The sequence below is a fragment of the Proteus sp. CD3 genome (genome assembly GCF_008808075.1).
Lineage (GTDB): Bacteria > Pseudomonadota > Gammaproteobacteria > Enterobacterales > Enterobacteriaceae > Proteus > Proteus appendicitidis.
In genome coordinates this window covers 3,182,837-3,209,065 of record NZ_CP019686.1, presented here as the reverse complement: position 1 = coordinate 3,209,065, position 26,229 = coordinate 3,182,837, and the positions used below count along the sequence as shown (strand labels likewise).

The 26,229-nt window shown below is 39.6% G+C and carries 22 protein-coding genes, 1 tRNA gene and 1 pseudogene; 17 read left to right on the top strand and 7 right to left on the bottom strand.

Going from position 1 to position 26,229, the window contains the following annotated elements; translation table 11 throughout:
• Nucleotides 1-150: 150 nt before the first annotated feature.
• Nucleotides 151-798: a CPBP family intramembrane glutamic endopeptidase gene (locus tag BTA34_RS14355; RefSeq protein ID WP_151436150.1), complete on the bottom strand. Its 648-nt coding sequence runs from the start codon at nt 796-798 to the stop codon at nt 151-153.
• Nucleotides 799-1,382: 584 nt separating this feature from the next.
• Here BTA34_RS14355 and BTA34_RS14350 point away from each other — a divergent pair.
• Nucleotides 1,383-1,595 (top strand): annotated as a pseudogene (locus BTA34_RS14350) (Fic family protein); the annotation flags it as partial.
• Between the two features lie 117 nt (nt 1,596-1,712).
• On the opposite strand, the gene BTA34_RS14345 reads toward BTA34_RS14350, so the two are convergent.
• The 4 genes from BTA34_RS14345 to aspA form a co-directional block, all read right to left on the bottom strand.
• Nucleotides 1,713-1,788, bottom strand: a tRNA-Phe gene (locus tag BTA34_RS14345).
• 296 nt (nt 1,789-2,084) lie between these two features.
• Entirely contained in the window at nt 2,085-2,657 is a 573-nt protein-coding gene (gene dicD, locus BTA34_RS14340; RefSeq protein ID WP_151436149.1) for a division control transcriptional repressor DicD, read from the bottom strand.
• 183 nt (nt 2,658-2,840) lie between these two features.
• A complete protein-coding gene (locus BTA34_RS14335) occupies nt 2,841-4,166 on the bottom strand; it encodes an anaerobic C4-dicarboxylate transporter (RefSeq protein WP_151436148.1) in 1,326 nt (441 codons plus the stop codon).
• 158 nt (nt 4,167-4,324) lie between these two features.
• On the bottom strand, nt 4,325-5,749 hold the full coding sequence (gene aspA, locus BTA34_RS14330) for an aspartate ammonia-lyase (protein WP_109374261.1): 1,425 nt from the start codon (nt 5,747-5,749) through the stop codon (nt 4,325-4,327).
• Nucleotides 5,750-6,123: 374 nt separating this feature from the next.
• On the opposite strand from aspA, the gene BTA34_RS14325 reads away from it, so the two are divergent.
• From BTA34_RS14325 to BTA34_RS14295, 7 genes are all read left to right on the top strand, one after another.
• Nucleotides 6,124-6,630, top strand: coding sequence for an FxsA family protein (locus tag BTA34_RS14325; RefSeq protein ID WP_151436147.1), 507 nt, complete (start codon nt 6,124-6,126; stop codon nt 6,628-6,630).
• A gap of 170 nt (nt 6,631-6,800) precedes the next feature.
• Entirely contained in the window at nt 6,801-7,094 is a 294-nt protein-coding gene (locus BTA34_RS14320; RefSeq protein WP_036914050.1) for a co-chaperone GroES, read from the top strand.
• 52 nt (nt 7,095-7,146) lie between these two features.
• Complete coding sequence (gene groL / locus BTA34_RS14315; protein WP_151436146.1) at nt 7,147-8,793, top strand: chaperonin GroEL; 1,647 nt, start codon at nt 7,147-7,149, stop codon at nt 8,791-8,793.
• A gap of 335 nt (nt 8,794-9,128) precedes the next feature.
• The gene (gene abiEi / locus BTA34_RS14310; RefSeq protein ID WP_151436145.1) at nt 9,129-9,662 is read left to right on the top strand and encodes a type IV toxin-antitoxin system AbiEi family antitoxin; all 534 of its coding nucleotides are present in this window, start codon (nt 9,129-9,131) and stop codon (nt 9,660-9,662) included.
• Nucleotides 9,655-10,584, top strand: a complete 930-nt coding sequence (locus BTA34_RS14305) for a nucleotidyl transferase AbiEii/AbiGii toxin family protein (RefSeq protein ID WP_151436144.1) — start codon at nt 9,655-9,657, stop codon at nt 10,582-10,584. Before abiEi ends, BTA34_RS14305 begins: the two co-directional genes overlap by 8 nt.
• A 210-nt stretch (nt 10,585-10,794) precedes the next feature.
• Nucleotides 10,795-12,426 (top strand): Na+/H+ antiporter, encoded by a 1,632-nt coding sequence (locus tag BTA34_RS14300; RefSeq protein WP_151436143.1) that lies wholly within the window; start codon nt 10,795-10,797, stop codon nt 12,424-12,426.
• Nucleotides 12,427-12,751: 325 nt separating this feature from the next.
• On the top strand, nt 12,752-13,096 hold the full coding sequence (locus BTA34_RS14295) for a DUF4156 domain-containing protein (RefSeq protein WP_151436142.1): 345 nt from the start codon (nt 12,752-12,754) through the stop codon (nt 13,094-13,096).
• 103 nt (nt 13,097-13,199) lie between these two features.
• Here the strand turns inward: BTA34_RS14295 and BTA34_RS14290 are convergent, their stop codons facing one another.
• Together BTA34_RS14290 and epmB are read right to left on the bottom strand one after the other, a co-directional pair.
• On the bottom strand, nt 13,200-13,838 hold the full coding sequence (locus tag BTA34_RS14290) for an NAD(P)H-binding protein (protein ID WP_151436141.1): 639 nt from the start codon (nt 13,836-13,838) through the stop codon (nt 13,200-13,202).
• A gap of 224 nt (nt 13,839-14,062) precedes the next feature.
• Nucleotides 14,063-15,091 carry an EF-P beta-lysylation protein EpmB gene (gene epmB / locus BTA34_RS14285; RefSeq protein WP_151436140.1) on the bottom strand — a complete coding sequence of 343 codons (1,029 nt, stop codon included), beginning with the start codon at nt 15,089-15,091 and terminating at the stop codon, nt 14,063-14,065.
• A 44-nt stretch (nt 15,092-15,135) separates the two neighbouring features.
• On the opposite strand from epmB, the gene efp reads away from it, so the two are divergent.
• The 9 genes from efp to BTA34_RS14240 all read left to right on the top strand — a co-directional run bounded on the left by efp (nt 15,136) and on the right by BTA34_RS14240 (nt 26,220).
• Entirely contained in the window at nt 15,136-15,702 is a 567-nt protein-coding gene (efp, locus tag BTA34_RS14280) for an elongation factor P (RefSeq protein WP_088494539.1), read from the top strand.
• Nucleotides 15,703-16,444: 742 nt separating this feature from the next.
• On the top strand, nt 16,445-16,921 hold the full coding sequence (locus BTA34_RS14275; protein WP_151436139.1) for an RpiB/LacA/LacB family sugar-phosphate isomerase: 477 nt from the start codon (nt 16,445-16,447) through the stop codon (nt 16,919-16,921).
• A 269-nt stretch (nt 16,922-17,190) separates the two neighbouring features.
• A complete protein-coding gene (locus tag BTA34_RS14270; RefSeq protein WP_151436138.1) occupies nt 17,191-17,811 on the top strand; it encodes a 4Fe-4S dicluster domain-containing protein in 621 nt (206 codons plus the stop codon).
• A gap of 1 nt (nt 17,812) precedes the next feature.
• The gene (gene hyfB, locus BTA34_RS14265) at nt 17,813-19,828 is read left to right on the top strand and encodes a hydrogenase 4 subunit B (RefSeq protein WP_151436137.1); all 2,016 of its coding nucleotides are present in this window, start codon (nt 17,813-17,815) and stop codon (nt 19,826-19,828) included.
• Nucleotides 19,829-19,840: 12 nt separating this feature from the next.
• Nucleotides 19,841-20,791, top strand: coding sequence for a respiratory chain complex I subunit 1 family protein (locus BTA34_RS14260; RefSeq protein ID WP_151436136.1), 951 nt, complete (start codon nt 19,841-19,843; stop codon nt 20,789-20,791).
• Between the two features lie 6 nt (nt 20,792-20,797).
• Nucleotides 20,798-22,249, top strand: a complete 1,452-nt coding sequence (locus tag BTA34_RS14255; protein ID WP_151436135.1) for a hydrogenase 4 subunit D — start codon at nt 20,798-20,800, stop codon at nt 22,247-22,249.
• 12 nt (nt 22,250-22,261) lie between these two features.
• Nucleotides 22,262-22,912: a hydrogenase 4 membrane subunit gene (gene hyfE / locus BTA34_RS14250; protein WP_151436134.1), complete on the top strand. Its 651-nt coding sequence runs from the start codon at nt 22,262-22,264 to the stop codon at nt 22,910-22,912.
• A gap of 4 nt (nt 22,913-22,916) precedes the next feature.
• Nucleotides 22,917-24,485 carry a hydrogenase 4 subunit F gene (locus BTA34_RS14245; protein WP_151436133.1) on the top strand — a complete coding sequence of 523 codons (1,569 nt, stop codon included), beginning with the start codon at nt 22,917-22,919 and terminating at the stop codon, nt 24,483-24,485.
• A gap of 1 nt (nt 24,486) precedes the next feature.
• Complete coding sequence (locus BTA34_RS14240) at nt 24,487-26,220, top strand: NADH-quinone oxidoreductase subunit C (protein ID WP_151436132.1); 1,734 nt, start codon at nt 24,487-24,489, stop codon at nt 26,218-26,220.
• Nucleotides 26,221-26,229 lie beyond the last annotated feature (9 nt).

Sequence of the window (26,229 nt, the reverse complement as noted above, 5' to 3'; positions counted from 1 at the left end):
GATAATTGTAAATAATATTCGGTATTATTGCGTATAGAATCAGATCATTCTCTAAAAAATAATAAAAACATTTTCATCTATTAAATATCATTTCTTATTAATTGAATAAGTGTTTTGTTATAAAAAATAGAAATTTTTTAAATAAAAACGCTATAACATTAAAAAAACGACACTGATTGTGTTGTGTATTCCATGCAGCATTATCGGTGCGATTAATGAGCGAGTGCCTATTCTGACTTGGCAAAGCACAACACCCACAACAAAAATAAGGATAAATGTAGTGATTGACTCATATTGAGTATGCATAGCGGCAAATAGCAGTGAAGAGATCATAATGGCGACCCATTTTCCTATATTGCCATACCACATACCTGCATTGAGTAGAAAACCTCTAAAAATGATTTCTTCAGTAATTGGCGCAATAAACATAACAGAAAGGGCAAATAAGAAGAAAGCAAAGCCTGTAATAGATTCAATTTCTGTAACCCACGAATCATCTTCAGAGCCTAAAAATAAGCTTATAAAATATAATCCCAGTAAGGCTAAAAAAGGGGCTTTTAGCGTATTCCATTGAAGGCGACCTAACGGCATTAATTTAATATTTTTTTGATAGGCAAACCAAATAATGAGGCAGTAGGGGAGATAAATAAAAAAGCTGATTAATGAGATGATATAAGAAGATTGAAACAATGCAGCAGGTGAAGGCGTTAGCAATAGACTAAAAGAGGAAAAAAAGTAGCCTATAAAGGCAAGGACGCAGATAACTGAATGATAAATTCGATCTTTGGGAAATTCCATTTATGTTTGTCCTTTGATAATAGGTTGATATTAATAGGATACAGAGTCTAAACATTAATCATACGTAATAAAAATAGTATTGTTTCATTTTATATAACTCATAAGTAATTAATTTTCACAATCAGATAAATTTAAAATAGGAAAAATGAAATAGCTCGATATAAATAATAAAATGACTATCAATAAATTATAACGTCATTAGCTAAATCATTTGCAGGATTTCTGAAAGTTACGTGTTATTACTTGGTTAATTATTGACGATATTGAGTGTTTTAGCGACGATACTCACTAAAGTAAAAATACAACCATGTTGTTAGGAAAATTTTGATTCTTATAAAGAGGTCTAGAACATCATTTATATAATGTTGAGTGAGCCTTTTGTTCAACGACTTAGTTAAGTAATGTAAAATTGATAGATTGTAATTATTGGAATGTTTATCACTCTGTTGAGTGCAAACTTGATATAATTATTTGGCAGTTTAGAGATAATTTTTTCTTTTGATGATTTTAACTTTTTGATTTTATTATTTATTTTTATTTGTTTTTGAGATGATTTTTTAGCGTAGTTGAGGTAATTAAACATAATGCCCCAATTTAATCACTTTGCACTTGGACTCTTAAATCCAAGTTTTGACTCTCCTTTAGTTGATGCTTTAACTGAGTTAGAGTTACTCCGACATTTACGATTAGAAACAGATGTCCATCCACTTCTATTTGCTCAATTGAAAGATATTTTCCATATGCTGGAGAGCTTAGGTTCTGCAAGGATAGAGGGGAACCATACTACACTTTCTAATAGATAAAAATAAGGTAGGTAGAAAGGGAAAAGGTGATGAAGTGCATCTGGTTAACAACAACAACTAGCTTAGTCTATAAAAGCAAAAAACCAGCCCTAAGGCTGGTTTCTTTAAAGATGGTGCCCGAACTCGGAATCGAACCAAGGACACGGGGATTTTCAATCCCCTGCTCTACCGACTGAGCTATTCGGGCTAACGAGGCGCATTAAACCGTATTCAGCGTGATGCGTCAACGTCTTTTTAATAAAAAATGCAAAAATAAGTTCGTTTGCTTTCTTTTTACTCTATTCGAGTTTAAATTTTCATCATAAGCGATTTTTTAGTAAAAAATGCTTAAATAACAATCAGTAAAGATATTCGCTTTTTTGCATATCAAAGAGAAAACCTTCTCTTTTTTTGATGATTAAATTTGTTTTTTGCTATTCTGTAGATAGAAATTGAGTACAAACAAAAAAACAGATCATTTTTCTCGTTTTCCAACGCTTACAACTAACTTAATGCGCCATTTTTTCGGCATTGAGCAATCTTAAGAATATCCTCTGCCAATAATTTTGCTGTAACAATATCATCAGCATGATGATTCACCATTAAACGACTTAGACAGCCCTCTAAGATGAGTTCCATTTGTTTAGCGACTAATTCACTGTCTTCAATATCAAGCTCGCGTAGTAGCGTTCTAGAGTAATCAAAAGAGCTTTGCTTTTGGCGTTGGCTTAATTGGTGAATTTGAGAGTGTTCATCAGGATATGCGCTACAAGCTGCTACAAATAAACAACCGGGGAATCGGTTTTTTTCTAAGCGCATAGCGAGTTGATCGTAACGCGCCAGTAATTTTTGTTCGATAGTGAGTTCTTCATCTAACATCACTTGGCGTTGCCAAATATCAATTTGCTGTCCGTGGTGGCGAAGACAATCAAAAATCAATGCGTCTCTATCAGGCCAAAAAGGGTGAAGATCAGATTCGTTGATACCTGAATCTTGAAGAAGCTCAGGTAAGGTTGCAGCTAAGCCGTATTGTTCTAACTGGATAAGTACGTGGTCTAATAACGCTTCACGTTGCACGGAAATCTCCTTAAATCACGTTGTCGCGAGAACATCATAATTAGCAGACTTTAGCTAAAAATGAAAGCGAGGAGCGATAGGCTAAAATGAAAATACCCCATCTTGCGACAGGGTATTTTCTTATTTTTTATTTCTTTTAAGCGCTAAGCACTTTTTTGCAATGTTTTAATTTTTTACTTCAAACTACAAAATCATACTGCCGAAGAGGAAACCAAATGCGACAGCTAATACCACACCAATAGTACCTGGGATAAAGAATGGGTGGTTGAAGACTAATTTACCGATACGAGTTGTACCTGTGTCATCCATTTGAACTGCTGCAACCAGTGTTGGGTAAGTTGGCAGAATAAATAGACCAGAAACCGCAGAGAAAGAAGCAATGGCAGTTAATGGAGTTACACCTAATGCTAAAGCCATTGGCATTAACGCTTTCGCTGTTGCTGCTTGAGAATATAACAGAGCAGAACAGAAGAAGAAGATAACCGCTAATAACCAAGGATGGCCAGTGATTAAGTCACCCGCAGTCAGTTTGATCCAGTCGATGTTGCTTGAAACGAAAGTATCACCTAACCATGCAACACCCAGAATACAAATACATGCACTCATACCTGCTTTAAAGGTACTTGAGTTTAAGATGTTGTCAGTTTTAACTTTACAGAAAACAGTGATTAAGGTTGCAACACTCAGCATGATGATAAGAATAGCGTTAGTCGTATTCATCAGTGGAGTTTTGACAAGACCTAAGCTTGGGCTGTTGACAATTGCATAAGTTACAACACACAGAACGCCCAGTAGGAACAGCATTACAGATGATTTAGCACCTGGTAATGTTTCTCTACGTGCTTGGCTACCACGTAATTCAACCAGACCTTGTTCTAAACGCTCACGATAGACAGCATCATCAGACAGTTTTGAGTTAAATACCCAAGACACGATGAATGACATCAGAATGATAGCAAGGAAAGTCGCTGGTAATAAGATAGACAGCAGAGTGATATAACTTACAGTGTGACCTTCACCCACCATTGCTGGGTTTTCCATGACAGAAGCCATGTAAACAACAGCAGCAGAGATAGGAGATGCAGTAATACCGATTTGAGCAGCAACAACACCTGTTGATAAAGGACGGCAAGGTTTGATGCCTTGTTCTTTTGCAACTTCAGCGATAACTGGCAGTGTTGCTAAAGAGATGTTCCCTGTACCTGCAAATAGAGTTAAGAAATAAGTCACAATAGGCGCAAGAATTGTGATGTATTTTGGATTACGTCTTAACAGTTTTTCAGTTTGGCCAACAAGGTAATCCAAACCACCAGCAACCTGCATTGCAGAGATTGCGGCAATAACAGCCATAATGATGGAGATAACATCAAAAGGGATTGTACCAGGTTTAACACCGATAGCAGCTAAAACTAAAACCCCTAAACCACCGGCAAACCCGATACCAATTCCCCCAAGTCTCGCACCGAGGAAAATGGCCAGCAGAACGATAATCAATTCTACGGCTAACATAGCGTTTACTCCTTGAGATAATTAAAAAAATGAGAAAGATAAGTTAAATTTTTGTTTTTACAATCAAGTAAAAAGGCACGTCTCTTAAAGAGTCCGTGCCTTACATTTTTAAGAGCTCATTCTTATGTTTAACATGATTATGTTATGAAACATAATTATTAATCATCGAAGCGTTTTGCTTTGTAAGCCGGGTTTTTTAAGTTCTCAACAGAGAAGATATCATCCAGTTGTTCTTCGGTTAGTAAACCGCGTTCTAGAACAACTTCACGTACACTCTTACCTGTTTCAGCACAAATCTTACCAACGATATCACCGTTATGGTGACCGATGAATGGGTTCAGATAAGTAACGATACCGATTGAGTTGAATACGAAGTGTTCACAGATTTCTTTATTCGCAGTGATACCATCAACACATTTTTCTACTAAGTTACGGCAAGCGTTGCTTAACAGAGAGATTGATTCGAACATTGCTTGGCCGATTGCTGGTTCCATTACGTTTAATTGTAATTGACCAGCTTCAGCAGCCATAGTCACACAAGTGTCATTACCGATAACTTTAAAGCAAGCTTGGTTAACAACTTCTGGAATAACTGGGTTTACTTTAGCTGGCATGATTGAAGAACCTGCTTGTAGTTCTGGAAGATTGATTTCTTTCAGACCTGCACGAGGACCAGAGGACAGTAAACGTAAGTCATTACAGATTTTAGACATTTTCACAGCTAAGCGTTTTAATGCACCGTGAACCATGACATAAGCACCACAGTCAGAAGTTGCTTCAATTAAGTCTTCTGCTGGAACACAAGCTAAACCAGTTACTTCTGCTAATTTTTTGACAGACAGTTCTTGGTAACCAGGCGCTGTATTCAGACCAGTACCGATAGCTGTTGCACCTAAGTTCATTTCTAACAGTAACTCAGCAGTGCGTTTCAGGTTTTTGATTTCTTCTTTCATCAGTACAGAGAAAGCGTGGAATTCTTGACCTAAAGTCATTGGTACAGCATCTTGTAATTGAGTACGACCCATTTTCAGGATGTCTTTGAATTCAACTGCTTTTCTATCAAAACCTGCTTTCAGCAGTTCGATAGATTCTGTTAATTTGATAATAGAGTTATAAACCGCTACACGGAAACCACAAGGATAAGCGTCGTTTGTTGATTGGCTCTTATTGACGTGGTCATTTGGGTTCAGGTATTGGTATTCACCTTTTTGGTGGCCCATTAATTCCAGACCGATGTTTGCGATAACTTCATTGGTATTCATATTTAATGAAGTACCTGCACCGCCTTGGAATACATCAACTGGGAATTGATCCATGTGTTTACCTGTTTCTAATACTACGTCACAGGCTTTGATAATCGTATCAGCGATTTCACGAGGAATAGTGTGAAGCTCTTTGTTTGCTAATGCAGCAGCTTTTTTCACCATTACCATACCGCGGATGAATTCTGGAACATCATTGATGGTACGATCACTGATGTAGAAGTTTTCAATTGCACGTAAAGTGTGGACGCCGTAGTAAGCATCAGCAGGAACTTCTCTTTTACCTAACAGGTCTTCTTCGATACGAGTTTTATTTGACATGAGAACCTTCTTATTAAAATTTTAACTGTCTAGTTATGCGCTTGTTAATAAAATATATCGTTAACGGTTAATAATGTAATATAACTTACCGTTTTGCTTAGTACTGACACGATCATATTCGGGTTGTAAACAAATACCTTTAAGCTGGATCACTTTATAAGTAAATAACCTCTAAATATTTTCTTTTTGTGATCTATCTCATGGATTTTACAGTTCTACTTCTCTTTTCAACGCCCCTTGAAAAGGAGTGTTAGGCTCCCCATTATTATGTAGATAAACTAAGAAAAAGCGAGTTCGTAAACCATCACCTTAGATGTAGTTCACACTCCTTTCTATTAATAATATGAATCTTTTTTTATAAAAAGGAGAACCAAGTGCGTTGGCTCCCATTAATTGTTATCTGTCTTCTTATCTATATAGAAGCCGTTATTTTCGTCAATGTGGCATCTTCTATTGGCGTTCTTACAACACTATTCCTTGTGGTGCTGACTTCTTGTGTTGGTGTCTCACTGGTAAAAAATCAGGGCGTAAAAAATATTGCTTCAATGCAACAAAAACTGGCAGTGGGTGAAGTGCCAGCCGCCGAAATGGTGAAAAGCGTTTCGTTAATTCTGGCAGGTATTTTACTGTTGATACCGGGCTTTTTTACAGATTTCTTGGGCTTGCTGTTGTTGTTACCGCCATTGCAAGCGCTATTAGTGACAAAACTGATCTCTCGAATTCAAGTTTATTCGGCAGGTCATGGTCAAAGTGGATTTTCTTCTAATCAGAGTGGAACAACCTTTGAAGGTGAGTTTCAACGCAAAGAGGATTCACCGAGTAACCAACTGAATAATAAGACGGAAGATCAGGATAACGACCATTTTTCTGACAAAAAATAATTAGCCCAAAGCATAATCAACTGAATTGGGGAAAATTTGAAAAAAAAATCATACTTCTCCCCTTGAAGTTTTACTGGATGCCCCCACTTGTATCGTCATGGTACTGGTTCATCTTGGGCACTGGTATCAACCTTAATCCTGATATGGACTTTTTTATAGGAGCACTATTAATGAAGATTCGTCCATTACATGACCGTGTTATTGTTAAACGTAAAGAAGTCGAAGCTAAATCAGCAGGCGGTATCGTACTGACTGGCACTGCGGCGGGTAAATCAACTCGTGGCGAAATTTTAGCCGTAGGTCAAGGCCGTATTATGGAAAACGGCGACGTTAAACCGCTGGATGTTAAAGTTGGCGATATCGTAATTTTTAACGACGGTTATGGCGTTAAAACAGAAAAAATTGATAACGAAGACGTGCTTATCATGTCTGAAAGCGACATTTTAGCAATTGTAGAAGAATAATTTTTCTCTTTTAAGATCTTCTTAAACTGAACGAATTCAAAGGAAATATACGATGGCAGCTAAAGACGTCAAATTCGGTGTAGATGCTCGTAATAAAATGTTACGTGGTGTTAATGTTCTTGCAGATGCAGTTAAAGTAACTTTAGGCCCTAAAGGTCGTAACGTTGTTTTAGATAAATCTTTCGGCGCACCTGTTATTACTAAAGATGGTGTATCTGTTGCTCGCGAAATTGAACTCGAAGATAAATTCGAAAACATGGGCGCACAGATGGTGAAAGAAGTTGCTTCTAAAGCCAATGATGCGGCAGGTGATGGTACTACAACTGCAACAGTATTAGCACAATCAATCATTGCCGAAGGCTTAAAAGCAGTTGCCGCTGGCATGAACCCTATGGATCTGAAACGCGGTATCGACAAAGCTGTTGTTGCAGCTGTCGAAGAACTGAAAAAACTGTCTGTTCCATGTTCAGATACTAAGGCGATTGCTCAAGTTGGTACAATTTCTGCTAACTCTGATGAAACCGTTGGTACTCTGATCGCGCAAGCGATGGATAAAGTAGGTAAAGAAGGTGTTATCACCGTTGAAGAAGGTACTGGCTTAGAAGATGAGCTAGATGTTGTTGAAGGTATGCAGTTTGACCGTGGTTATCTGTCTCCTTACTTCATCAACAAACCTGAAACGGGCACAGCAGAATTAGAAAATCCATTCATTCTGTTAGTTGATAAAAAAGTTTCTAACATCCGTGAATTACTGCCTGTCTTAGAAGGCGTTGCTAAAGCTAACAAACCTCTGCTTATCATTGCAGAAGATGTTGAAGGTGAAGCACTGGCAACATTAGTTGTGAACAACATGCGTGGTATCGTTAAAGTTGCTGCTGTTAAAGCTCCTGGCTTTGGTGATCGTCGTAAAGCAATGTTGCAAGATATCGCAACATTAACTAACGGCGCTGTGATTTCTGAAGAAATCGGCATGGAGTTAGAAAAAGCAACATTAGAAGACTTAGGTCAAGCAAAACGTGTTGTTATCAACAAAGACACAACCACTATTATTGATGGTTTAGGTGATCAAGACGCTATCAGCGGTCGTGTATCTCAAATCCGTCAACAAATCGAAGATGCAACTTCAGATTATGACCGTGAAAAATTGCAAGAACGCGTTGCTAAATTAGCTGGCGGTGTTGCAGTAATTAAAGTTGGTGCAGCAACTGAAGTTGAAATGAAAGAAAAACGCGCTCGTGTTGATGATGCTCTGCATGCAACTCGTGCAGCAGTTGAAGAAGGCGTTGTTGCGGGTGGTGGTACTGCGCTGGTTCGTGTTGCTAACGCTCTGCGTGAGATGGTTGGTGATAACGAAGAACAAACAGTGGGTATCCGTGTTGCATTACGTGCAATGGAATCTCCAATGCGTCAAATCGTTGCTAACGCAGGTGAAGAACCTTCAGTTGTTGTAAACAATGTGAAAGCAGGTGAAGGTAACTACGGTTATAACGCTGCAACTGATGTTTACGGCGATATGATTGATATGGGTATCTTAGATCCAACTAAAGTTACTCGTTCAGCACTGCAATTTGCGGCATCTATCGCAGGTCTGATGATCACAACAGAAGCGATGATCACAGATTCACCTAAAGAAGATAAAATGGATTTAGGTGGCGCTGGTGGTATGGGCGGCATGGGTGGAATGGGCGGCATGATGTAATTCATCAGCTTACTGTTTTACAAAGAAAACCCGAGTTTAGGCTCGGGTTTTTTTATGTCTAATTATAATTGAGATTTGAAAATCACTATTGTAAATCAATACTTAGTGGGCAAAGCATTTCGAAAACTTTCAAAAAAATATTTGATATCTTCTCGTCAAATCCGATATTGGGCACGAATTGTCGCTTCTGGAGCTTGGATCAGATCCTGTATATCTTATTATTGGTATACATAATATCCCCTTTTTTGGGGTTTATTTGTTAACATAATTCGCATATCATACCTTTAGTACACAAAACCACCCCTTATAAGGGGTGGTTTCGTTGAGGTAACACTATGGATTTAATAACCGCTGTTAATACTTTTGAAAAATTCGCTAATCAAGGCAGAAATATTTTTCTCACCAGAGATTTAGAAATACTCTTCCCTGATGAGTCCCACAAGACACTGCAAAAATCAGTCGATCGATTGGTCTCTGCTAATGTGTTGAAGCGAGCGTCAAAAGGTGTATACATCTATTCGCATGGCTCGTTAGGACCTTATCCTTTGGAGCGCTTAGCCGAAAATATTAGACGAGGCCATTATAACTATGTCAGCCTTGAATCAGCTTTGTCTCAGTATGGTGTTATTTCACAAATTCCCATCGATAGATTAACCATTATGTCAACGGGGCGTTCAGGTGAGTTTAAAACCCCTTGGGGAGTTATTGAAATTACTCATACGAAAAAGAAACCGTTTGAAATCATCAATACAACCATAAAAGGAAGAGGGCCGATGAGGATCGCGACGAAGGAAACGGCTGTTAAAGACTTGATGCGGGTTGGTAGAAACACACACCTCATTCAACCAGAGGAACTTTATAATGACTGACCTCGTTGATTTTAACAAATTGGTTGATGATATTGTCATGCAAAAAGGCTATGTCTCCAATAGACCTGTCGTAGAAAAGGAATTGTTTCACTATGACATTATTTTTGCTTTATCTTCGGCAGGTCTTTTAAAGAATCTTACATTTCAAGGTGGTACATCACTCAGGCTTTGCTATAACTCAAACAGGTTTAGTGAAGATCTGGATTTTGCTGGTGGTCGTGACTTTTGTTCAGAGCAGATGCTTGAAATTAAAGGCTGCATTGAAAAGTATGTTGGTGAACGCTATGGATTAGAGGTTGTTGTTAAAGAACCTAAAGAACTGAGAAAGGAGCCGGAATACGCTGATGTTAAAGTTGATAAATGGCAAATTTCAGTGACGACTAATCAGGGTAAAAATGATTTGCCAAAACAGAAAATCAAAATAGAAATAGCCAATATCCCAGCGTATACACAAAGCATAAAAACACTTGTTTCAAACTATGAGCAGCTCCCAAGTGGATACTCTGATCTCATTATTCGCGTGGAAGAACTCACAGAAATTATGGCTGATAAATTGGTATCTTTCCCAGCAACGACAAGTCATATTCGATATCGAGATATGTGGGATTTGGTATGGTTACATCAGCAAGGTGCAAAGCCTGACGCTGAATTGGTCATGAAAAAGATTGCTGATTATAAACTGAATGATGAATTTGAAGGGGCATTACAGGAAAGGATTAGCTCTTTGCCTATACTGGTGAAAAGTGCCAGATTTGAAGGTGAAATGAAACGCTTTTTACCCGTATCCGTAGTAGAGAGGACCATCAATCAGCCAGATTTTCTGATATTTCTACAATCAACCCTTCACGAATTGCTGATTACTATCCAAACAGATATCTATGGTAGCAAAGATCCGAAATCAGAGAAAAAATTTGAAATGTAGATAACAATTTAAGCCCAGATCCAGATAATGAAGTGACCCTAATGACTAAGGTCACTTCGTAGACTCGGGTCTTTTTATGCTGTTTTATTTCAGAATTATCAGATAATTCATTTTTTATATAATTAGAAACAACTTATTTCTTTACAATTAGGCAACAGATCGTTTTTACTGCACCGCTTAAAAAATATTAAATAATTGGGGGTGCTCACCATGTCTGTCGTTGCCATTGTGCTTATTTTTCTTTTTGCCGTGATTGTGAGTGTATTTATCTCACGATTGCTGTCAGAAAAAATTCCTCTGCCGTTGATCCAAATAGCTGTGGGGGCTTGTTTGTCGATTTTTGGTTTTGAGGTGGCTTTTGATCCTCATCTTTTCTTGTTTCTCTTTATTCCACCGCTTCTATTTTTGGATGGTTGGCGTATTCCTAAAGAGGCGTTATTTCAAGAAATTAAACCGATTATGTCATTGGCGATCGGTTTAGTTGTTGTCACCGTAATTGGGATGGGCTTTTTTATTCATTGGCTTATTCCTTCTATTTCGCTTGCGATTGCGTTTGCCTTAGCGGCGATTTTGTCACCGACCGATCCTGTTTCAGTCTCCGCGATGACTGTAAATTCACCACTTCCTTCACGTATGACACATATTTTAGAAGGCGAGTCGTTGCTTAATGACGCTACAGGCTTAGTCTGTTTTAGCTTTGCGGTCGCAGCGGCATTAACAGGCTCTTTTTCTATTGCTTCAGCAACGGGGCAATTTTTATTAGTTGCTTTAGGTGGTGCTGCGATTGGTTTGATTGTGGCTGGCGTGATTGGGCGATTAAATCAGTTTTTGGTTAAACGTACTGGTGAAGATCCGGCTATCCAAATCTTGATCAGCTTGTTGATGCCGTTTATTGCGTATTTATTGGCAGAGCATTTCCATGTATCGGGGATCCTCGCAGCAGTTGTTGCTGGTATTGCAATGCACTACGAAAAAATTGTCGGTCGTATGCAAGCTGCCACTCGTATGCAAAGTAAAGCAGTTTGGGATACCGTTCAAGTTGCGCTTAATGGGATGATTTTTATTCTATTAGGTGAACAACTTCCTGCAATGTGGAAGATTTTACCTGAAGTGACGCAATCAGCGGGTGCAACTAATCCTTGGGCTGTTTTAGGTTATATCATCGTTATTACAATAGGGCTTGCTGTACTACGTTTTACATGGGTGTGGATCTCTATGTCACTGACAGTATTCCGCTCTCCTGATAAACGTTTATCTCGCCATGATCTGCGCTTAATGGCGATTATGGCAACGGCTGGTGTCAGAGGGGCGATTACGCTAGCGGGTATCTTAACCTTGCCTTTATTAATGACAGACGGCTCACCTTTCCCAACACGAGATCTCGCCATTTTTATTGCGATGGGCGTTATTCTCTGTTCATTATTGATAGCCACAATTGCATTGCCGATTTTAACTAAAGGGCTATCAGAAGATTTACCTTATGAAAATGATGAAATTCGTACGCGTTTGGCGTTAAACGAAGCGGCGATTGCGCATATTAATGAGTTAATGAACCAGCCTTGTGAAGATCTTGATGAGATGTCACTACGCAATGAAGCCGGTTCGCATTTATTAGAAATTTATAGTCGTCGCCTTGATAGTGAAGACAGTGTGCAAGAAGGAGCGCTTGATCTGAAACGCTTGTTTAGCATGGAGCGTCAGTTGTCGCGCAGTGCGTTAAAAATAGAGCGTGATACATTACAGCAGTTACGTAAATCACGTCATATTAGCGAGCATATTTTTCATCGTTTGCGCCATGAATTAGATTTAAAAGAAGAAGCGTTGAATCATCATTTGAGTTAATTTAAGTCGATATTATCTTCAGACAGCGATTTGCTGTCTGAAGATGTTAAAAAAATGAACAAATTATGTGTTCGTTCTCGCACTGTGTAGGTTGAAAATCAGTCTGATCATTTTAAAAGCATAAAAGCGGTGTAGAATAGAGGCATTATTGCTTTGTCTATCTCAAAGCCGAATTTGTACGTTAAAATAAGTTTAAAGCGAAAATAATATCTTAAGGCTATTGGTTAATGTGAGATAGTGATGATGATTTATTTTTGCGCATAAGAGAGATGACAAGGTATATTGTTGTCATTACTAAACGGACACTCAAATAAATGAGGGGATCATGCGAATTAAATTGTTATTGGGAGCTGCAGCCGCGTTGTTACTAGCAGGCTGTTCTGCAACAAACACATTAAGCTCTGCTGGCTCACAGGTACAAATCACTGATACGCAACCAGGCAGTGAATGCCAATTACTAGGAACAGTGACTGGTGTTCAAAATAACTGGTTATCAGGTTCCCGTACTGAAAGCCAATCACTGCGAGGCGCTGCTAACGATCTACGTAATAAAGCAGCTGCAATGGGTGGTAACGTTATTTTTAACGTTGGTACTGGCGCAAGTAGCTTTGTTGATAGCTTTGCACCATTAGATAGCAAAATGAGTGGACAAGTTTATAAGTGTCAGTAATTGAATACGTGGTTACTTTTTAGGTACCAAGACCTGACCTCAATATTTCTTTTCTTTGGGGTCAGGTTTGTTTTTTATTATTAAAGGCAACTCTATTGAGTATTTAGATCTGCTTAATAGCCTCTTTTATCTCAATGTCACCATCTAATATAGGAATACATTTTTTAAAGGTATTCTTCTTGTCTAAAATTTCAGCAAGCGTTAAAGCTACATTATCAATAGATATTTCGCCATCAGCGGGTATTTCTTCTTTTTTTGTGCAGATCTTATGTGTTCCTGAGTGTTCAGTTAAATAACCAGCTTGAATTATTGTGTAATCGAGGTTGGTCTGGTTGATCAGATAAAGATCTGCAAAATATTTAGCAGTAAAATAATCAACTAATGTGGTCCATTTATCAGGTAATAAAGAATTTACTGCACTAAGCATGATATATCTTTTTATACCTTTCTCCATGGCGATTTGCATGGTTTTTACGGCACCATGTAAATCAACCTGTAATAGATCTTCCCCTCTAGAGCCTGTTGTAAAATAGATGGCATCTAAATGTTCAGGGAATTTATGAGAAATGGAAGACAAAGGTTTTGTGATATCGAGTTCAATTTCACGATAATGTGAATCTTTGATTTTAGATAAGTGTGAGATTTTTCTGGTAGTTCCGATGATATGGTGTCCATTAGCTAATAATGTTCCAACTAATTTATGCCCAACTCGACCTTTAGCACCGATTACCATTATGTTCATATTGTCTCCTCAATACTATTTAAGTGTTCACTGATTTAAAAGACAAAAAAGCACCAAAGAAGGTGCTTTTTCATAATAAAAGAAAGTGAACATAACTTAATTAGATAAATGATTTTTTATGAAAATTATCACCAAACCTACCTTTATAGTGTAGTCACTTTTGTGTAATTATGTTGGGTTAATTATATTATCTAAACGTAAATAGTGTCGGTTAGCATCAGGGATCATTCTTGACGTAGCCCAAGATCTAATAACGTCTTACTCGGCTCACCACCAATTTCACGCGTGAGTTTAGGCACCATATAACCTGAAACTAAACTCATTAGTGCTTTCATAATTTCTCTTGCTTCACTGTCTGGCACCATAAAGTGAGCAGCACCTTGCACTTTATCGAGAACATGTAAGTAATACGGCATAACGCCAGCATCAAATAGTGCGCGACTTAAATCAGCAAGGACTTCAGCACTGTCATTAACACCACGTAATAACACACCTTGATTTAATAAAGTGACATTGGCATTTTTTAGCTTTGAACAAGCTTCTCTCAATGCATCATCAATTTCATTAGCGTGATTGGTGTGCAATACCATAATATTTTGCAAACGTGATTGTTGCAGGCGTTTGCATAGCGTGTCAGTAATACGTGCAGGAATAACTACTGGCAAGCGAGAGTGGATACGCAAGCGTTTAAGATGAGGAATAGCCTCTAATTGTGTAATTAACCAATCAAGCTCCTCATCTTTTGCCATAAGGGGATCTCCCCCTGAGAAGATGATTTCATCGAGTTTTGAGTTATTTTTGATATACTCAATTGCTTTTTGCCAATTCGCTTTGTTTCCTTTGTTATCTTCGTAAGGAAAATGACGACGAAAACAGTAGCGGCAATTGACCGCGCAACCACCTTTGACCAGAAGCAATGCACGATTCTGATATTTATGTAATAAACCTGGCACCGCATTTTGTTGCTCATCTAACGGGTCCGTAGAAAATCCCGGTGTTATGGTAAATTCAGCATTTGCAGTTAATACTTGTAAAAGCAATGGATCGTTAGGATCGCCTTTTTTCATGCGTGCAACGAATTCACGGGGAACCCGTAGCGGAAAAAGCCGTCGCGCTTTAGCCCCTTGTTGGAGATCAGCGTGATGTTCCAACGCTAAAAGTTGGAGTAATTCAACAGGATCACTGATTGCCTGCGCGAGTTGTGTTAACCAGACTTCTCTGGTGGGGTGATTATGAGTTACAATGTGTGCCATTTTTTGGCTATGCCATTTTAAATTAAAAAAGTTAGAGGATATTCATGGCTTCTTATAATACCAACGATTTTCGTTCAGGTCTTAAAATCATGTTAGATGGCGAGCCTGCCGTCATTACTGAATGTGAATTTGTTAAACCAGGTAAAGGTCAGGCATTTGCTCGTGTGCGTCTGCGTAAACTGATTTCTAACAAATTACTGGAAAAAACATTTAAATCTACTGATTCAGCAGATGGTGCTGATGTCATGGATATCAACTTAACTTACCTGTACAACGACGGTGAGTTCTGGCATTTCATGAACAACGAAACTTTCGAACAATTAGCAGCAGATGAGAAAGCCGTTGGCGAAAATGCTAAATGGCTGATCGACCAAGCTGAGTGTATTGTAACACTGTGGGATGGTCGTCCTATCGCTGTTGTTCCACCAAACTTTGTTGAATTAGAAATCGTTGATACAGATCCAGGCCTGAAAGGTGACACCGCAGGTACAGGTGGTAAACCAGCAACATTAAGCACTGGTGCTGTTGTTAAAGTTCCACTGTTTGTACAAATCGGTGAAGTTATCAAAGTTGATACTCGCTCAGGTGAATACGTATCGCGTGTAAAATAATCGCATAGATTATTTTACTGAGTGAAACGCTAAGCACAATAAATAATTACCGCAGATAATGTTAAATATCTGCGGTATTTTTTTATTTTAATTTATTAATATTGATTAATAGAAGGTGTTTTCTTTCTAAAAAATTGAGCGATTTGTATTACTGCATTATTTAATTTTATGTGTTATTATTTTGTTTCTAATTTATTTACCTCTTTATTATTCTTGATGCCAAAACAGAATGTGATATTCAATATTGGAATTGGTAAAAAATAACCATTTTCTTAGAATAAGCATGTAGGTTGTTTTGGTAAAGATAATCCACAGCAATATTTATTTAAGTTATTTTGACTTTCCTTTAAGAGATATTGAAGAGTATAGATAAAAACATTAATCCTGTAATATTATTGATCTTTATTTTATATTTTAGTTGTACTAGGGAAACCCTTTCAATATAGACATTTACTTTGATATATCTCTTTTATTTTTTTATCAATTCAATTTAATTCAATTCAATTTATGACATAATAAAATTAGCTTGTTTTATAGGTTAATTACCTTATTTATAGAATTAATTTTCATTTCTTTATTTCTTTTTTTTTGTAAATTCCCCACGCTTAAGCACAAATAATAGAGTTTTAATCTATAATTAATTTAGGTTAAATATAAATAATAGCCTTTAGATTTACTTTAAATCTAAATATCATCAATAGTTTATGTTTACCAGTGGTTCTTAATTAATTTAGGAGGCTATATGGAAAATAAAACGATTATTATGGGGGCTGATCCTTCAGGATTTGAGCTTAAAAATACGATTAAATCTTATTTATCAGAAAAAAATTACACAATAAAAGATCTCACAGAATCAGGTCCTATTGGCTATTGTGATGTGGGTGATAAAGTTGGCTCAATTATTTCTGAACATCCTGAATATATTGGCTTTGTTTTCTGTGGTACAGGAATGGGCGTGAGTATTAGTGCGAATAAACATAAAAATGTTTATTGTGGCGTGTGTGAAAGTATCACGACTGCCCGTTTTTGTAAGGTAATTAATAACTGTAATATGCTGGCAATGGGGGGCTTATTAATAACACCGTTTAAAGCTAAAATGATGGTTGATGCTTATTTATCAGCAACCTTTACAGAAGGTTTTTCTGAAGCAACACCAGAAGATTTAAAATGTGGCTTAAATTCAATGAAAGATGTTGAAAAGAAAATTTACCACAACTAAGTCTCACCTCATTTATTGAAAACTTCTTATTATTTGCTGGCAAACACAGTATGTTTGTCAGCAGCCTAAAGCCTTCTCTCCGAGTTTTATCCCTCTTTGAGTGTCAACGTCATTATTGTCGATACGTCATTCTTATCCTCTTTCCTTGTTTCTATCTCAATGATTTTTATCACAAATAAATTAAATCCTCTCTTGGCATGAAATATGCTTTATCTAAAGAAAAATTGACGACAGTAATGCTGTTAAACGTTTTTCGGAGGATGTGGCGAATGAATCGCTTTGTAATTGCAGAGCCACAACGATGCATAGGGTGTAATACCTGTATGGCAGCTTGTTCAGAAGTTCACCAAGCTGTGGGATTACAGGCGCATCCGCGTCTTACAGTGGTAAAAGTGGAGGATCAGACAGCACCGATGCTTTGTCGGCACTGTGAGGATGCTCCTTGTGCTCGCGTGTGCCCAGTCAATGCCATCACTCATGAAGATAATATGATCTTTCTTAATGAGAGCCTGTGTATTGGCTGTAAGTTGTGTGGTCTGGTTTGTCCTTTTGGTGCAATTACACCATCAGGCAGTAAACCAGTTAACTTACCGGCTGTTTTTGAACACTTTGTACCTGAAGAAATGTTGGCAGATGTGCCAGCAAGCCTTCCAACAACCAATCCATTCCTTGCATGGAATGTGGGTGTCCGCGCAATCGCAGTGAAATGTGATTTATGTGCTTTCTCTGATGAAGGTCCTGCTTGTGTCAACGTATGTCCAACCGATGCATTGCATTTAGTTGAAGAAGACAAACTTGAAGAGCAAATGAAAACGCGACGCTTAGACTCAGTGATGGAACCCATTACGAGCCTTGACGATTTATCTACTTTGACACAGGAGCGGAAGTAATATGGAACCTCTTCAGTTACTGCTGTGGTCAGTCATCCTGTATGTTGTTGGTGGCGTTATTGCACTGTTTTTAAAAAAACAGGAAGGGTTGGCAATCCTTATTTCAGGGATCAGCGCAATCATTGGTGGTGTCTTAGGTATTTTAAGTGCATTACCGGTTATTTTTGGTGGCGAAATCGCTACTTTTACCGCCGCAGGGCCTTTCGAGTTTGCCGCCTTTGTGGTGCGCATGGATATGTTAGGCGCCTTTATGGTGTTCGTTATTTCATTACTGGTCAGCGTGTGTGCGCTTTATTCTCTTGCTTATGTGCAAGAATATAAAGGTCGTGGCGCTTGGAGCATGGGATTCTTTATGAATCTGTTTATTGCTTCTATGGTTGGCTTAGTGGTGATGGATAATGCGTTCTACTTTATTATCCTATTCGAAATGATGTCACTGGCTTCTTGGTTTTTAGTGATTGCTGACCAAGATGACGAATCTATTCACGCAGGCTTACTTTACTTCTTTATTGCTCACGCAGGCTCCGTGTTAATCATGATTGCCTTCTTCTTGATGTGGCGTGAAAGTGGTAGCCTTGATTTTGATTCATTCCGTCAACTCTCTCTTTCTCCTGCAATGGCTTCTGTGGTGTTTTTACTGGGCTTTTTTGGTTTTGGCGCCAAAGCAGGTATGTTGCCATTACACAGTTGGTTACCCAAAGCTCACCCCGCAGCACCTTCACATGCATCGGCATTAATGTCAGGTGTAATGGTCAAAATTGGTATTTTCGGGATAATTAAAGTCGGTATCGATTTATTGGGTGCAACTGAAATGTGGTGGGGAATTGTTGTCCTCGCATTCGGTGCAGTGTCTTCTGTATTGGGTGTTATGTACGCATTAGCAGAGCATGATTTAAAACGTTTGCTTGCATGGCATACCGTTGAAAATATCGGCATCATTTTAATGGGTGTGGGTGTTGGTATGGTCGGCATGGCAACAGACCATCCGGTTATTGCTGCACTTGGCCTGTTAGGGGCTTTATATCACTTATTAAACCATGCGGTGTTCAAAGGGTTATTATTCCTCGGAGCTGGCGCGATTATTAATCAAATTCACACGCGTGATATGGATAAGATGGGTGGGCTAGCCAAACTGATGCCTTACACTGCAACGGCATTCTTAATTGGTTGTATGGCGATTTCAGCATTACCGCCACTAAACGGTTTTGTTAGTGAATGGTATACCTATCAATCTTTATTTACGATGAGTTACGAAGGTAACTTTGTGATGCGCTTAAGTGGTCCTATTGCCATTATTATGCTGGCAATTACAGGGGCATTAGCGGCAATGTGTTTCGTTAAAGTCTATGGTGTTAGCTTCTGTGGCGGTCCTCGTAGTGAGCAAGCAACAAAAGCAAAAGAAGTACCACTACCAATGACGATTGCGATGGGCTTATTAGCGCTTTTCTGTGTTGTGTTAGGTGTGGGGGCAGCTTTCGTTGCACCAATCATTGCCAATATTGCAATGTCGCTTAGCGAAACCAGCGCATTAACGGTGGCTCAAGGCTCCATGCTTGTTCCTGATACTGCATCGCAAGCCATGTTCTCTCCAGCATTAACATTTGTTTTATTAATTGCTCTACCGCTTATCCCATTCCTGATTTACCTCGGCCTAAAAGGCAATCAACCTGCGTTTCGTCGTAAAGGTGATCCTTGGGCGTGTGGTTATGTGTGGGAAAAGGATATGGCAGTGTCAGCAGGTGGTTTTACTCAAGCATTACGTAGCATGTTTGCACCACTTTATCGTATGCGTAAACAACTTGATCCATCTCCATTGCTGTCTCGTGGTTTTAATAAAACACAGCTCGGTGCTGAAAAGGTCGAACCATTCTGGGATGAACGCATTATTTATCCTCTGGTTCGTGGTATCCAACGTTTTGCAAAACGTATCCAATGCCTACAAGGCGGGGATTTCAGACTCTATTGTCTATACGTTGTCGCAGCGCTGGTCATCTTGCTTTTAGTCATCGCAGCGTAAGGAGAGGGACTTATGACTTTCCAAGAAGCACCTACGTTAATGATGGGCATATTCGCACTAATACAAGCACTCTTTTTGTTAGCGATAACCCCATTATGTACAGGTATTTCGCGCACAATTCGCGCCAAGATGCATTCGCGTCAAGGCCCCGGGATTTTGCAAGATTATCGAGATATCTTTAAGTTATTTAAACGTCAATCTGTGGCACCTGAGCAATCTGGCGTGATCTTCCAAGTAATGCCTTATGTGTTACTGGGAAGTATGCTGGTGGTTGCGATGGCGTTGCCTGTCTTTACCGCAACGTCACTGTTTGCGGGTGCGGCCGACCTTATCGCACTGATTTATCTGTTTGCACTTTATCGTTTCTTCTTCTCTTTATCTGGTCTGGATTCAGGAAGCACGTTTGCAGGTATTGGTGCTAGCCGTGAATTAACGCTGGGTGTGTTAGTAGAGCCTATCTTAGTGTTATCACTGATAGTGGTGGCGTTAATTGTGGGTTCAACCAACGTCGGCACCATTAGTGCAACACTTGCTCAAGGTTGGGTATCACCAACTGCCACACTGTTAGCCTTATTAGCTTGTGCTTTTGCCGCATTTATCGAAATGGGCAAAATGCCATTCGACGTTGCGGAAGCTGAGCAAGAGTTACAAGAAGGTCCATTAACTGAGTATTCAGGCTCTGGTTTTGCCATGGTGAAACTGGGTCTTGGTTTAAAACAAGTGGTAGTGGCTGAACTGTTTTTGGCCATATTTATTCCTTTCGGTAAAGCAACAGAATTCACCTTTATTGCACTGATCATTGCGTTAGTTTTAATGGCAGTGAAGCTGTTAGTGGTGTTTGTATTAGCGTCATTGGTTGAAAACAGTTTAGCGCGTGGTCGCTTCTTACTGACTCACCATGTGACATGGTTAGGATTCGGTGTTGCGGCACTGGCTCTTGTTTTCTATTTAACCGGTCTATAAGGAGCGATGATTACAATGGAAAATATAGCTCTTGCGACCTTACTCATCCCATTTGCGGGGGCGTTGATTACGTCCTTAATGCCAAATCGGATGGCGAAGTGGTTATGTACACTGTTCGCTTTATTAGCCACATTAGGAACGGTTGTTTTAGGTTGGCAGTTCCTCGCTGAAGGTAAAGTCGATACCACAATTACGCTAGTACAATATGGTGATGTTGCGCTCTTTGGTTTTACCATTGATCGTGTCAGTACATTGATTGCTTTCGCGGTTGTGTTCTTAGGATTGTTGGTGAGTTTTTACTCTACTGGCTATCTGACCAATGGCAATCGCGAGCATCCACATGATGGTACTCGTCGCTATTATGCCTTCTTGCTGATTTTTATTGGTGCAATGGCGGGGTTAGTCCTTTCATCGACTATTTTAGGTCAACTCCTGTTTTTTGAAATCACCGGGGGATGTTCTTGGGGATTAATCGGCTACTACCAATCTGACAAATCGCTCCGTTCAGCAATGAAAGCGTTGTTGATCACTCACGTTGCTTCAATCGGTCTTTATCTCGCAGCGGCAACCTTGTTTGTGAGTACGGGGACATTTGAATTAACCGCAATCGCAACGTTAGATGAGCCAACCAAACTGATTGTGTTTGGTGGAATTCTCTTTGCGGCTTGGGGTAAATCAGCTCAATTACCACTGCAAGCTTGGCTACCTGATGCGATGGAAGCTCCAACACCTGTGAGTGCTTACTTACACGCCGCATCAATGGTAAAAGTCGGTGTTTATATCTTTGCTCGTGCGATTATGTCAGCAGATGGTGATGTTCCTCACCTTATTGGTTGGGTGGGTATTACCATGGCGGTTATCACGTTGATTTATGGCTTTATGATGTATTTGCCACAAAAAGATATGAAACGCCTATTAGCATGGTCAACCATCACTCAGCTCTCTTATATCTTCCTTGCATTATCTATTTCTATCTTTGGACCGCGCGAAGCGTTTGAAGGCGGTATTGCTTATATCTTTAACCATGCCTTCGCGAAAAGCTTGTTCTTCTTAGTTGCCGGTGCATTGAGTTATAGCTGTGGTACTCGTATGTTGCCGCGCTTAAAAGGGTTAATTAATAAATATCCATTATTGGGCGTGGGTTTCTGTGTTGCCGCGCTGGCAATTGCTGGGGTTCCTCCAATGAATGGCTTCTTTAGTAAATTCCCAATTTTTGCCGCAGGTTTTGAACTGTCGAGTGTTTTCTGGGTGATGACACCAATTATGGTGCTAGTACTGATTGAGTCTGTTGCTAGCTTCACTTGGTTTATCTACTGGTTTGGTCGTGTTGTTCCTGGCAAACCAAGTACAGAAGTTGCACAAGGGCAACCTGTTCCTATGGCAATGCAAATTGTGATTGGAATACTGATTGTTATGTCCTTTGCATCCAGTGTTATCGCAGTCACTTGGCTAGGATAAGGGAGATAAATCATGACTGGAGCACTTATCGTAAACAATTTGGCGGGGTTAATGATGATCACCTCGCTACTGGTAATTGGCGCTAAAAAGCCGATTGCATCCTGTTGGTTCTATGCATTGCAATCTTTCGTTTTAGTGATGATTTTCGTCACTTTAGCCAATACATTAGATGCACACCAACTTACACTTTGGGCGATCACCGCCTTCTTTACTAAAGTTCTGCTTGTGCCACTTATTTTAGGATTTGCATTCCGTAAGTTATCCGATCCTAGTGCGAATATCAGTGTTATTAGCCCGGCATTTTTAATGTTGCTGGCTGCTGTTATCGTCATTTTAAGTTGGTTTGTGGTAGAGCCAATTCAAATCCCAATGGTTGTTGATTTGAAACCTGCACTCGCAGTTTCTCTGGGACACTTTATGTTGGGTCTACTTTGCATCGTGACTCAGCGAAATATCCTAAAACAAGCTTTTGGTTACTGTTTAATGGAAAACGGCTCTCACTTAACACTGGCATTATTAGCGTGGAGAGCGCCAGAACTGGTCGAAATTGGTATCGCCACAGACGCCATCTTTGCTGTGATCGTTATGGCAGTGTTGGCTCGTAAGATTTACCGCACGCTCAACACACTGAACGTGGATCAACTGACCGCGCTGAAGGGGTGAGGAGATGAACCAAACAACCATGTTAACAATTTTAATGTTTGCACCGTTGGTATTTTCAATACTGGCGTTTCTAAGCCCGTTATTAAAAGCGGGTGCGCGTCCTGTTGTAACAGGGATCCATGCTATTGGTATCACCGTATTGTTAATCGCTGCATTAGGGGCTGTGGCAGATGTCATGTCTCATGGCGAAATATTGGCTGCTGCTAATTGGGTTCATGTGGATAGCCTTGGCGCATTATTCCTCGCCATCTTAGGTATTATCGGCTTTTTAACAGGGCTTTATTCTATTGGCTATATGAATCACGAAGTGGATGAGGGCGAAATTTCAGTACGCACTTTGTGTAATTATTATGGTTTCTTCCACCTGTTTTTATTCACCATGTTATTAGCAATTACGAGTAATAACTTGATCTTAATGTGGGCAGCCATTGAAGCAACAACCCTAAGTTCTGCATTCTTAGTTGGAATTTATGGTCAACGTTCTTCTTTGGAAGCTGCGTGGAAGTACATCATTATTTGTAGTGTGGGTGTGGCATTTGGTCTTTTCGGAACTATTTTGGTTTATGCCAATGCCGCAAGCTTTATGCCTGATCCAGATCAGGCTATCTTCTGGACTGAAGTGTTGAAATATACAGACCAGTTAGACCCAACACTGATGCATTTAGCTTTTGTCTTTATTTTAATCGGTTTCGGTACCAAAACGGGGTTATTCCCAATGCACGCATGGTTACCAGACGCACACAGTGAAGCACCAAGCCCTGTCAGTGCGCTGTTATCAGCAGTTTTACTGAATTGTGCGCTGTTAATTATCATTCGTTACTACATCATTATTGATGCGGCAATTGGTACTGAATTTACACGTAACTTACTGTTAATCTTTGGCTTCCTCTCTGTTGCTATCGCGGCGTTCTTTATTCTTATTCAGCGCGATATGAAACGTCTTTTAGCGTATTCCAGTGTGGAAAACATGGGATTAATTGCCGTCGCATTAGGGATTGGCGGACCAATTGGTATTTTGGCCGCTTTATTCCACACCTTAAACCACAGTTTAGCGAAAGCACTGTTGTTCTGTGGCTCCGGTAACGTGTTATTGAAATACGGTACTCGTGATTTAAATGTCGTGAAAGGCATGTTTAAAGTGATGCCATTAAGTGCCGCTCTTTTTGCTGGTGGCGCTTTAGCGTTAGGCGGTATGCCTCCTTTCAACGTCTTTATTAGTGAATTTATGATTGTTGTGGCAGGTTTAGCTTCTCAGCACATTGGGCTAACTATCCTATTATTATTGTTATTGACCGTAGTGTTAGGTGGTTTAGTTCGTATGGTGGCTAAAACTGTCTTTGGTCCAAAACCTGATGTTGTTGCTAAAGGTGAACTGGGAATTTTAACCACATTACCAATGGTCATTCTGATTGCACTTATGCTGTTAATGGGAACTCACATTCCTAAACCTGTCAGCGAGCTGTTAGAAAATGCCGCTAATATCGTGATGAATATTGATAAAAGTGAGTCACCTACTTATGCATGGCCAACGGCTTTAATCAACAATCCATCCACATCGGTTCAGGAGATGTAACGTGAGCTACCAAAATTATGTCAGTAGAAAAGAGGGAAAAGAACTAGGCGGAGATTACGTTGCCAAGGTTCGTGAGAAATTCCCATCAGCAGTTCTTGATGAAGAGCGACAAACCGCTGATCAATTGACGATAACAGTAAAAACGGAATCACTCCCTGAAGTGGTGGAATACCTGTATTACGGCTTAGGCGGTTGGTTACCTGTTTTATTCGGTAATGACGAACGTAGTTTAAACGGGGACTATGCTGTTTATTACGCATTATCAATGGAAGAGGGTGAAAAATGCTGGGTTGTTGTAAAAGCGCATGTTAGCCCAATTACTTTAGAGTTCCCGTCAGTGACTCCGCGTGTCCCAGCAGCAGTGTGGGGTGAACGTGAAATTCGTGATATGTATGGTCTTATCCCGGTTGGTTTACCTGATGAACGTCGTTTAGTGCTTCCCGATGACTGGCCTGAAGAGATGTATCCACTGCGTAAAGATGCGATGGATTATCGCCAACGTCCAGCACCAGCAACTGAAGTCGAAACTTATCCTTTCGTGAACGAAGGTAAGCAAGATGCGCGTGTTGTGCCAATTGGCCCTATGCACATTACCTCTGATGAACCGGGACACTTTCGCTTATTCGTAGACGGTGAAAACATTGTCGATGCTGATTACCGCATGTTCTATGTTCACCGTGGTATGGAAAAACTGGCTGAAACCCGTATGGGTTATAACGAAGTGACCTTCTTATCAGACCGCGTGTGTGGTATCTGTGGTTTTACTCACAGCGTGGCGTATGTCACTTCTGTTGAAAATGCGTTAGGCATTGAAGTGCCACGTCGTGCGCATACTATTCGTTCTATCCTATTAGAAGTTGAACGTCTTCATAGCCATTTATTAAACATTGGTTTAGCCAGTCACTTTACAGGCTTTGATACTGGCTTTATGCAATTTTTCCGTATTCGTGAAAAATCAATGCAGATTGCAGAAATGCTCACTGGTGCGCGTAAAACGTATGGCTTGAACTTAATTGGGGGGATTCGTCGCGATATTTTAAAAGATCAGCGTCTGAAGACTATCCAACTTGTTAGAGAAATGCGTAAAGAAGTCACTGAATTAGTGGATATATTGCTATCAGCGCCAAATATGGAACAACGTACTGTCGGTGTTGGTATCTTAGATAAGAAAGTGGCTCGTGATTTTAGCCCAGTAGGGCCAATGATAAGAGCGAGTGGCTTTAAACGTGATGTTCGTTTTGACCACCCGTTTGCAGATTATGGCAATCTTCCACTGACGCTTTTTAGTTATGAAGGTGGCGACGTATTCTCCCGTGTGATGGTACGTATTAAAGAAGTCTTGGATTCAATGGCAATGATTGAATATGCCTTAGATAACTTGCCAGAAGGTCCATTATTAACCGAAGGCTTTACTTATCAGCCATATAAATTTGCGCTGGGCTTTACTGAAGCACCACGCGGTGAAGATGTTCACTGGAGTATGTTGGGTGATAACCAAAAATTATTCCGCTGGCGTTGCCGTGCTGCAACTTATGCTAACTGGCCAGTATTACGTTATATGTTGCAAGGAAATACCGTCTCTGATGCGCCGTTAATTATCGGTAGTCTTGACCCTTGTTATTCCTGTACTGACAGGGTAACGCTCGTCGATGTGAAAAAACGTAAATCTAAAACAGTTTCTTACAAAGAAATTGAACGTTACAGCATCGAACGTAAAAATTCGCCGCTCAAGTGAGGGAATGAA

Bases quoted from the DNA above. Each gene is read 5' to 3' on its own strand.
- BTA34_RS14320 (WP_036914050.1), top strand. From the start codon at position 6,801: ATGAAGATTCGTCCATTACATGACCGTGTTATTGTTAAACGTAAAGAA.
- BTA34_RS14260 (WP_151436136.1), top strand. From the start codon at position 19,841: ATGACTTTCCAAGAAGCACCTACGTTAATGATGGGCATATTCGCACTA.
- BTA34_RS14300 (WP_151436143.1), top strand. From the start codon at position 10,795: ATGTCTGTCGTTGCCATTGTGCTTATTTTTCTTTTTGCCGTGATTGTG.
- groL (WP_151436146.1), top strand. From the start codon at position 7,147: ATGGCAGCTAAAGACGTCAAATTCGGTGTAGATGCTCGTAATAAAATG.
- abiEi (WP_151436145.1), top strand. From the start codon at position 9,129: ATGGATTTAATAACCGCTGTTAATACTTTTGAAAAATTCGCTAATCAA.
- BTA34_RS14275 (WP_151436139.1), top strand. From the start codon at position 16,445: ATGGAAAATAAAACGATTATTATGGGGGCTGATCCTTCAGGATTTGAG.
- epmB (WP_151436140.1), bottom strand. From the start codon at position 15,091: ATGGCACACATTGTAACTCATAATCACCCCACCAGAGAAGTCTGGTTA.
- BTA34_RS14355 (WP_151436150.1), bottom strand. From the start codon at position 798: ATGGAATTTCCCAAAGATCGAATTTATCATTCAGTTATCTGCGTCCTT.
- BTA34_RS14245 (WP_151436133.1), top strand. From the start codon at position 22,917: ATGAACCAAACAACCATGTTAACAATTTTAATGTTTGCACCGTTGGTA.
- BTA34_RS14270 (WP_151436138.1), top strand. From the start codon at position 17,191: ATGAATCGCTTTGTAATTGCAGAGCCACAACGATGCATAGGGTGTAAT.
- efp (WP_088494539.1), top strand. From the start codon at position 15,136: ATGGCTTCTTATAATACCAACGATTTTCGTTCAGGTCTTAAAATCATG.
- BTA34_RS14305 (WP_151436144.1), top strand. From the start codon at position 9,655: ATGACTGACCTCGTTGATTTTAACAAATTGGTTGATGATATTGTCATG.
- BTA34_RS14255 (WP_151436135.1), top strand. From the start codon at position 20,798: ATGATTACAATGGAAAATATAGCTCTTGCGACCTTACTCATCCCATTT.
- BTA34_RS14290 (WP_151436141.1), bottom strand. From the start codon at position 13,838: ATGAACATAATGGTAATCGGTGCTAAAGGTCGAGTTGGGCATAAATTA.
- aspA (WP_109374261.1), bottom strand. From the start codon at position 5,749: ATGTCAAATAAAACTCGTATCGAAGAAGACCTGTTAGGTAAAAGAGAA.
- BTA34_RS14335 (WP_151436148.1), bottom strand. From the start codon at position 4,166: ATGTTAGCCGTAGAATTGATTATCGTTCTGCTGGCCATTTTCCTCGGT.
- hyfB (WP_151436137.1), top strand. From the start codon at position 17,813: ATGGAACCTCTTCAGTTACTGCTGTGGTCAGTCATCCTGTATGTTGTT.
- BTA34_RS14295 (WP_151436142.1), top strand. From the start codon at position 12,752: ATGCGAATTAAATTGTTATTGGGAGCTGCAGCCGCGTTGTTACTAGCA.
- hyfE (WP_151436134.1), top strand. From the start codon at position 22,262: ATGACTGGAGCACTTATCGTAAACAATTTGGCGGGGTTAATGATGATC.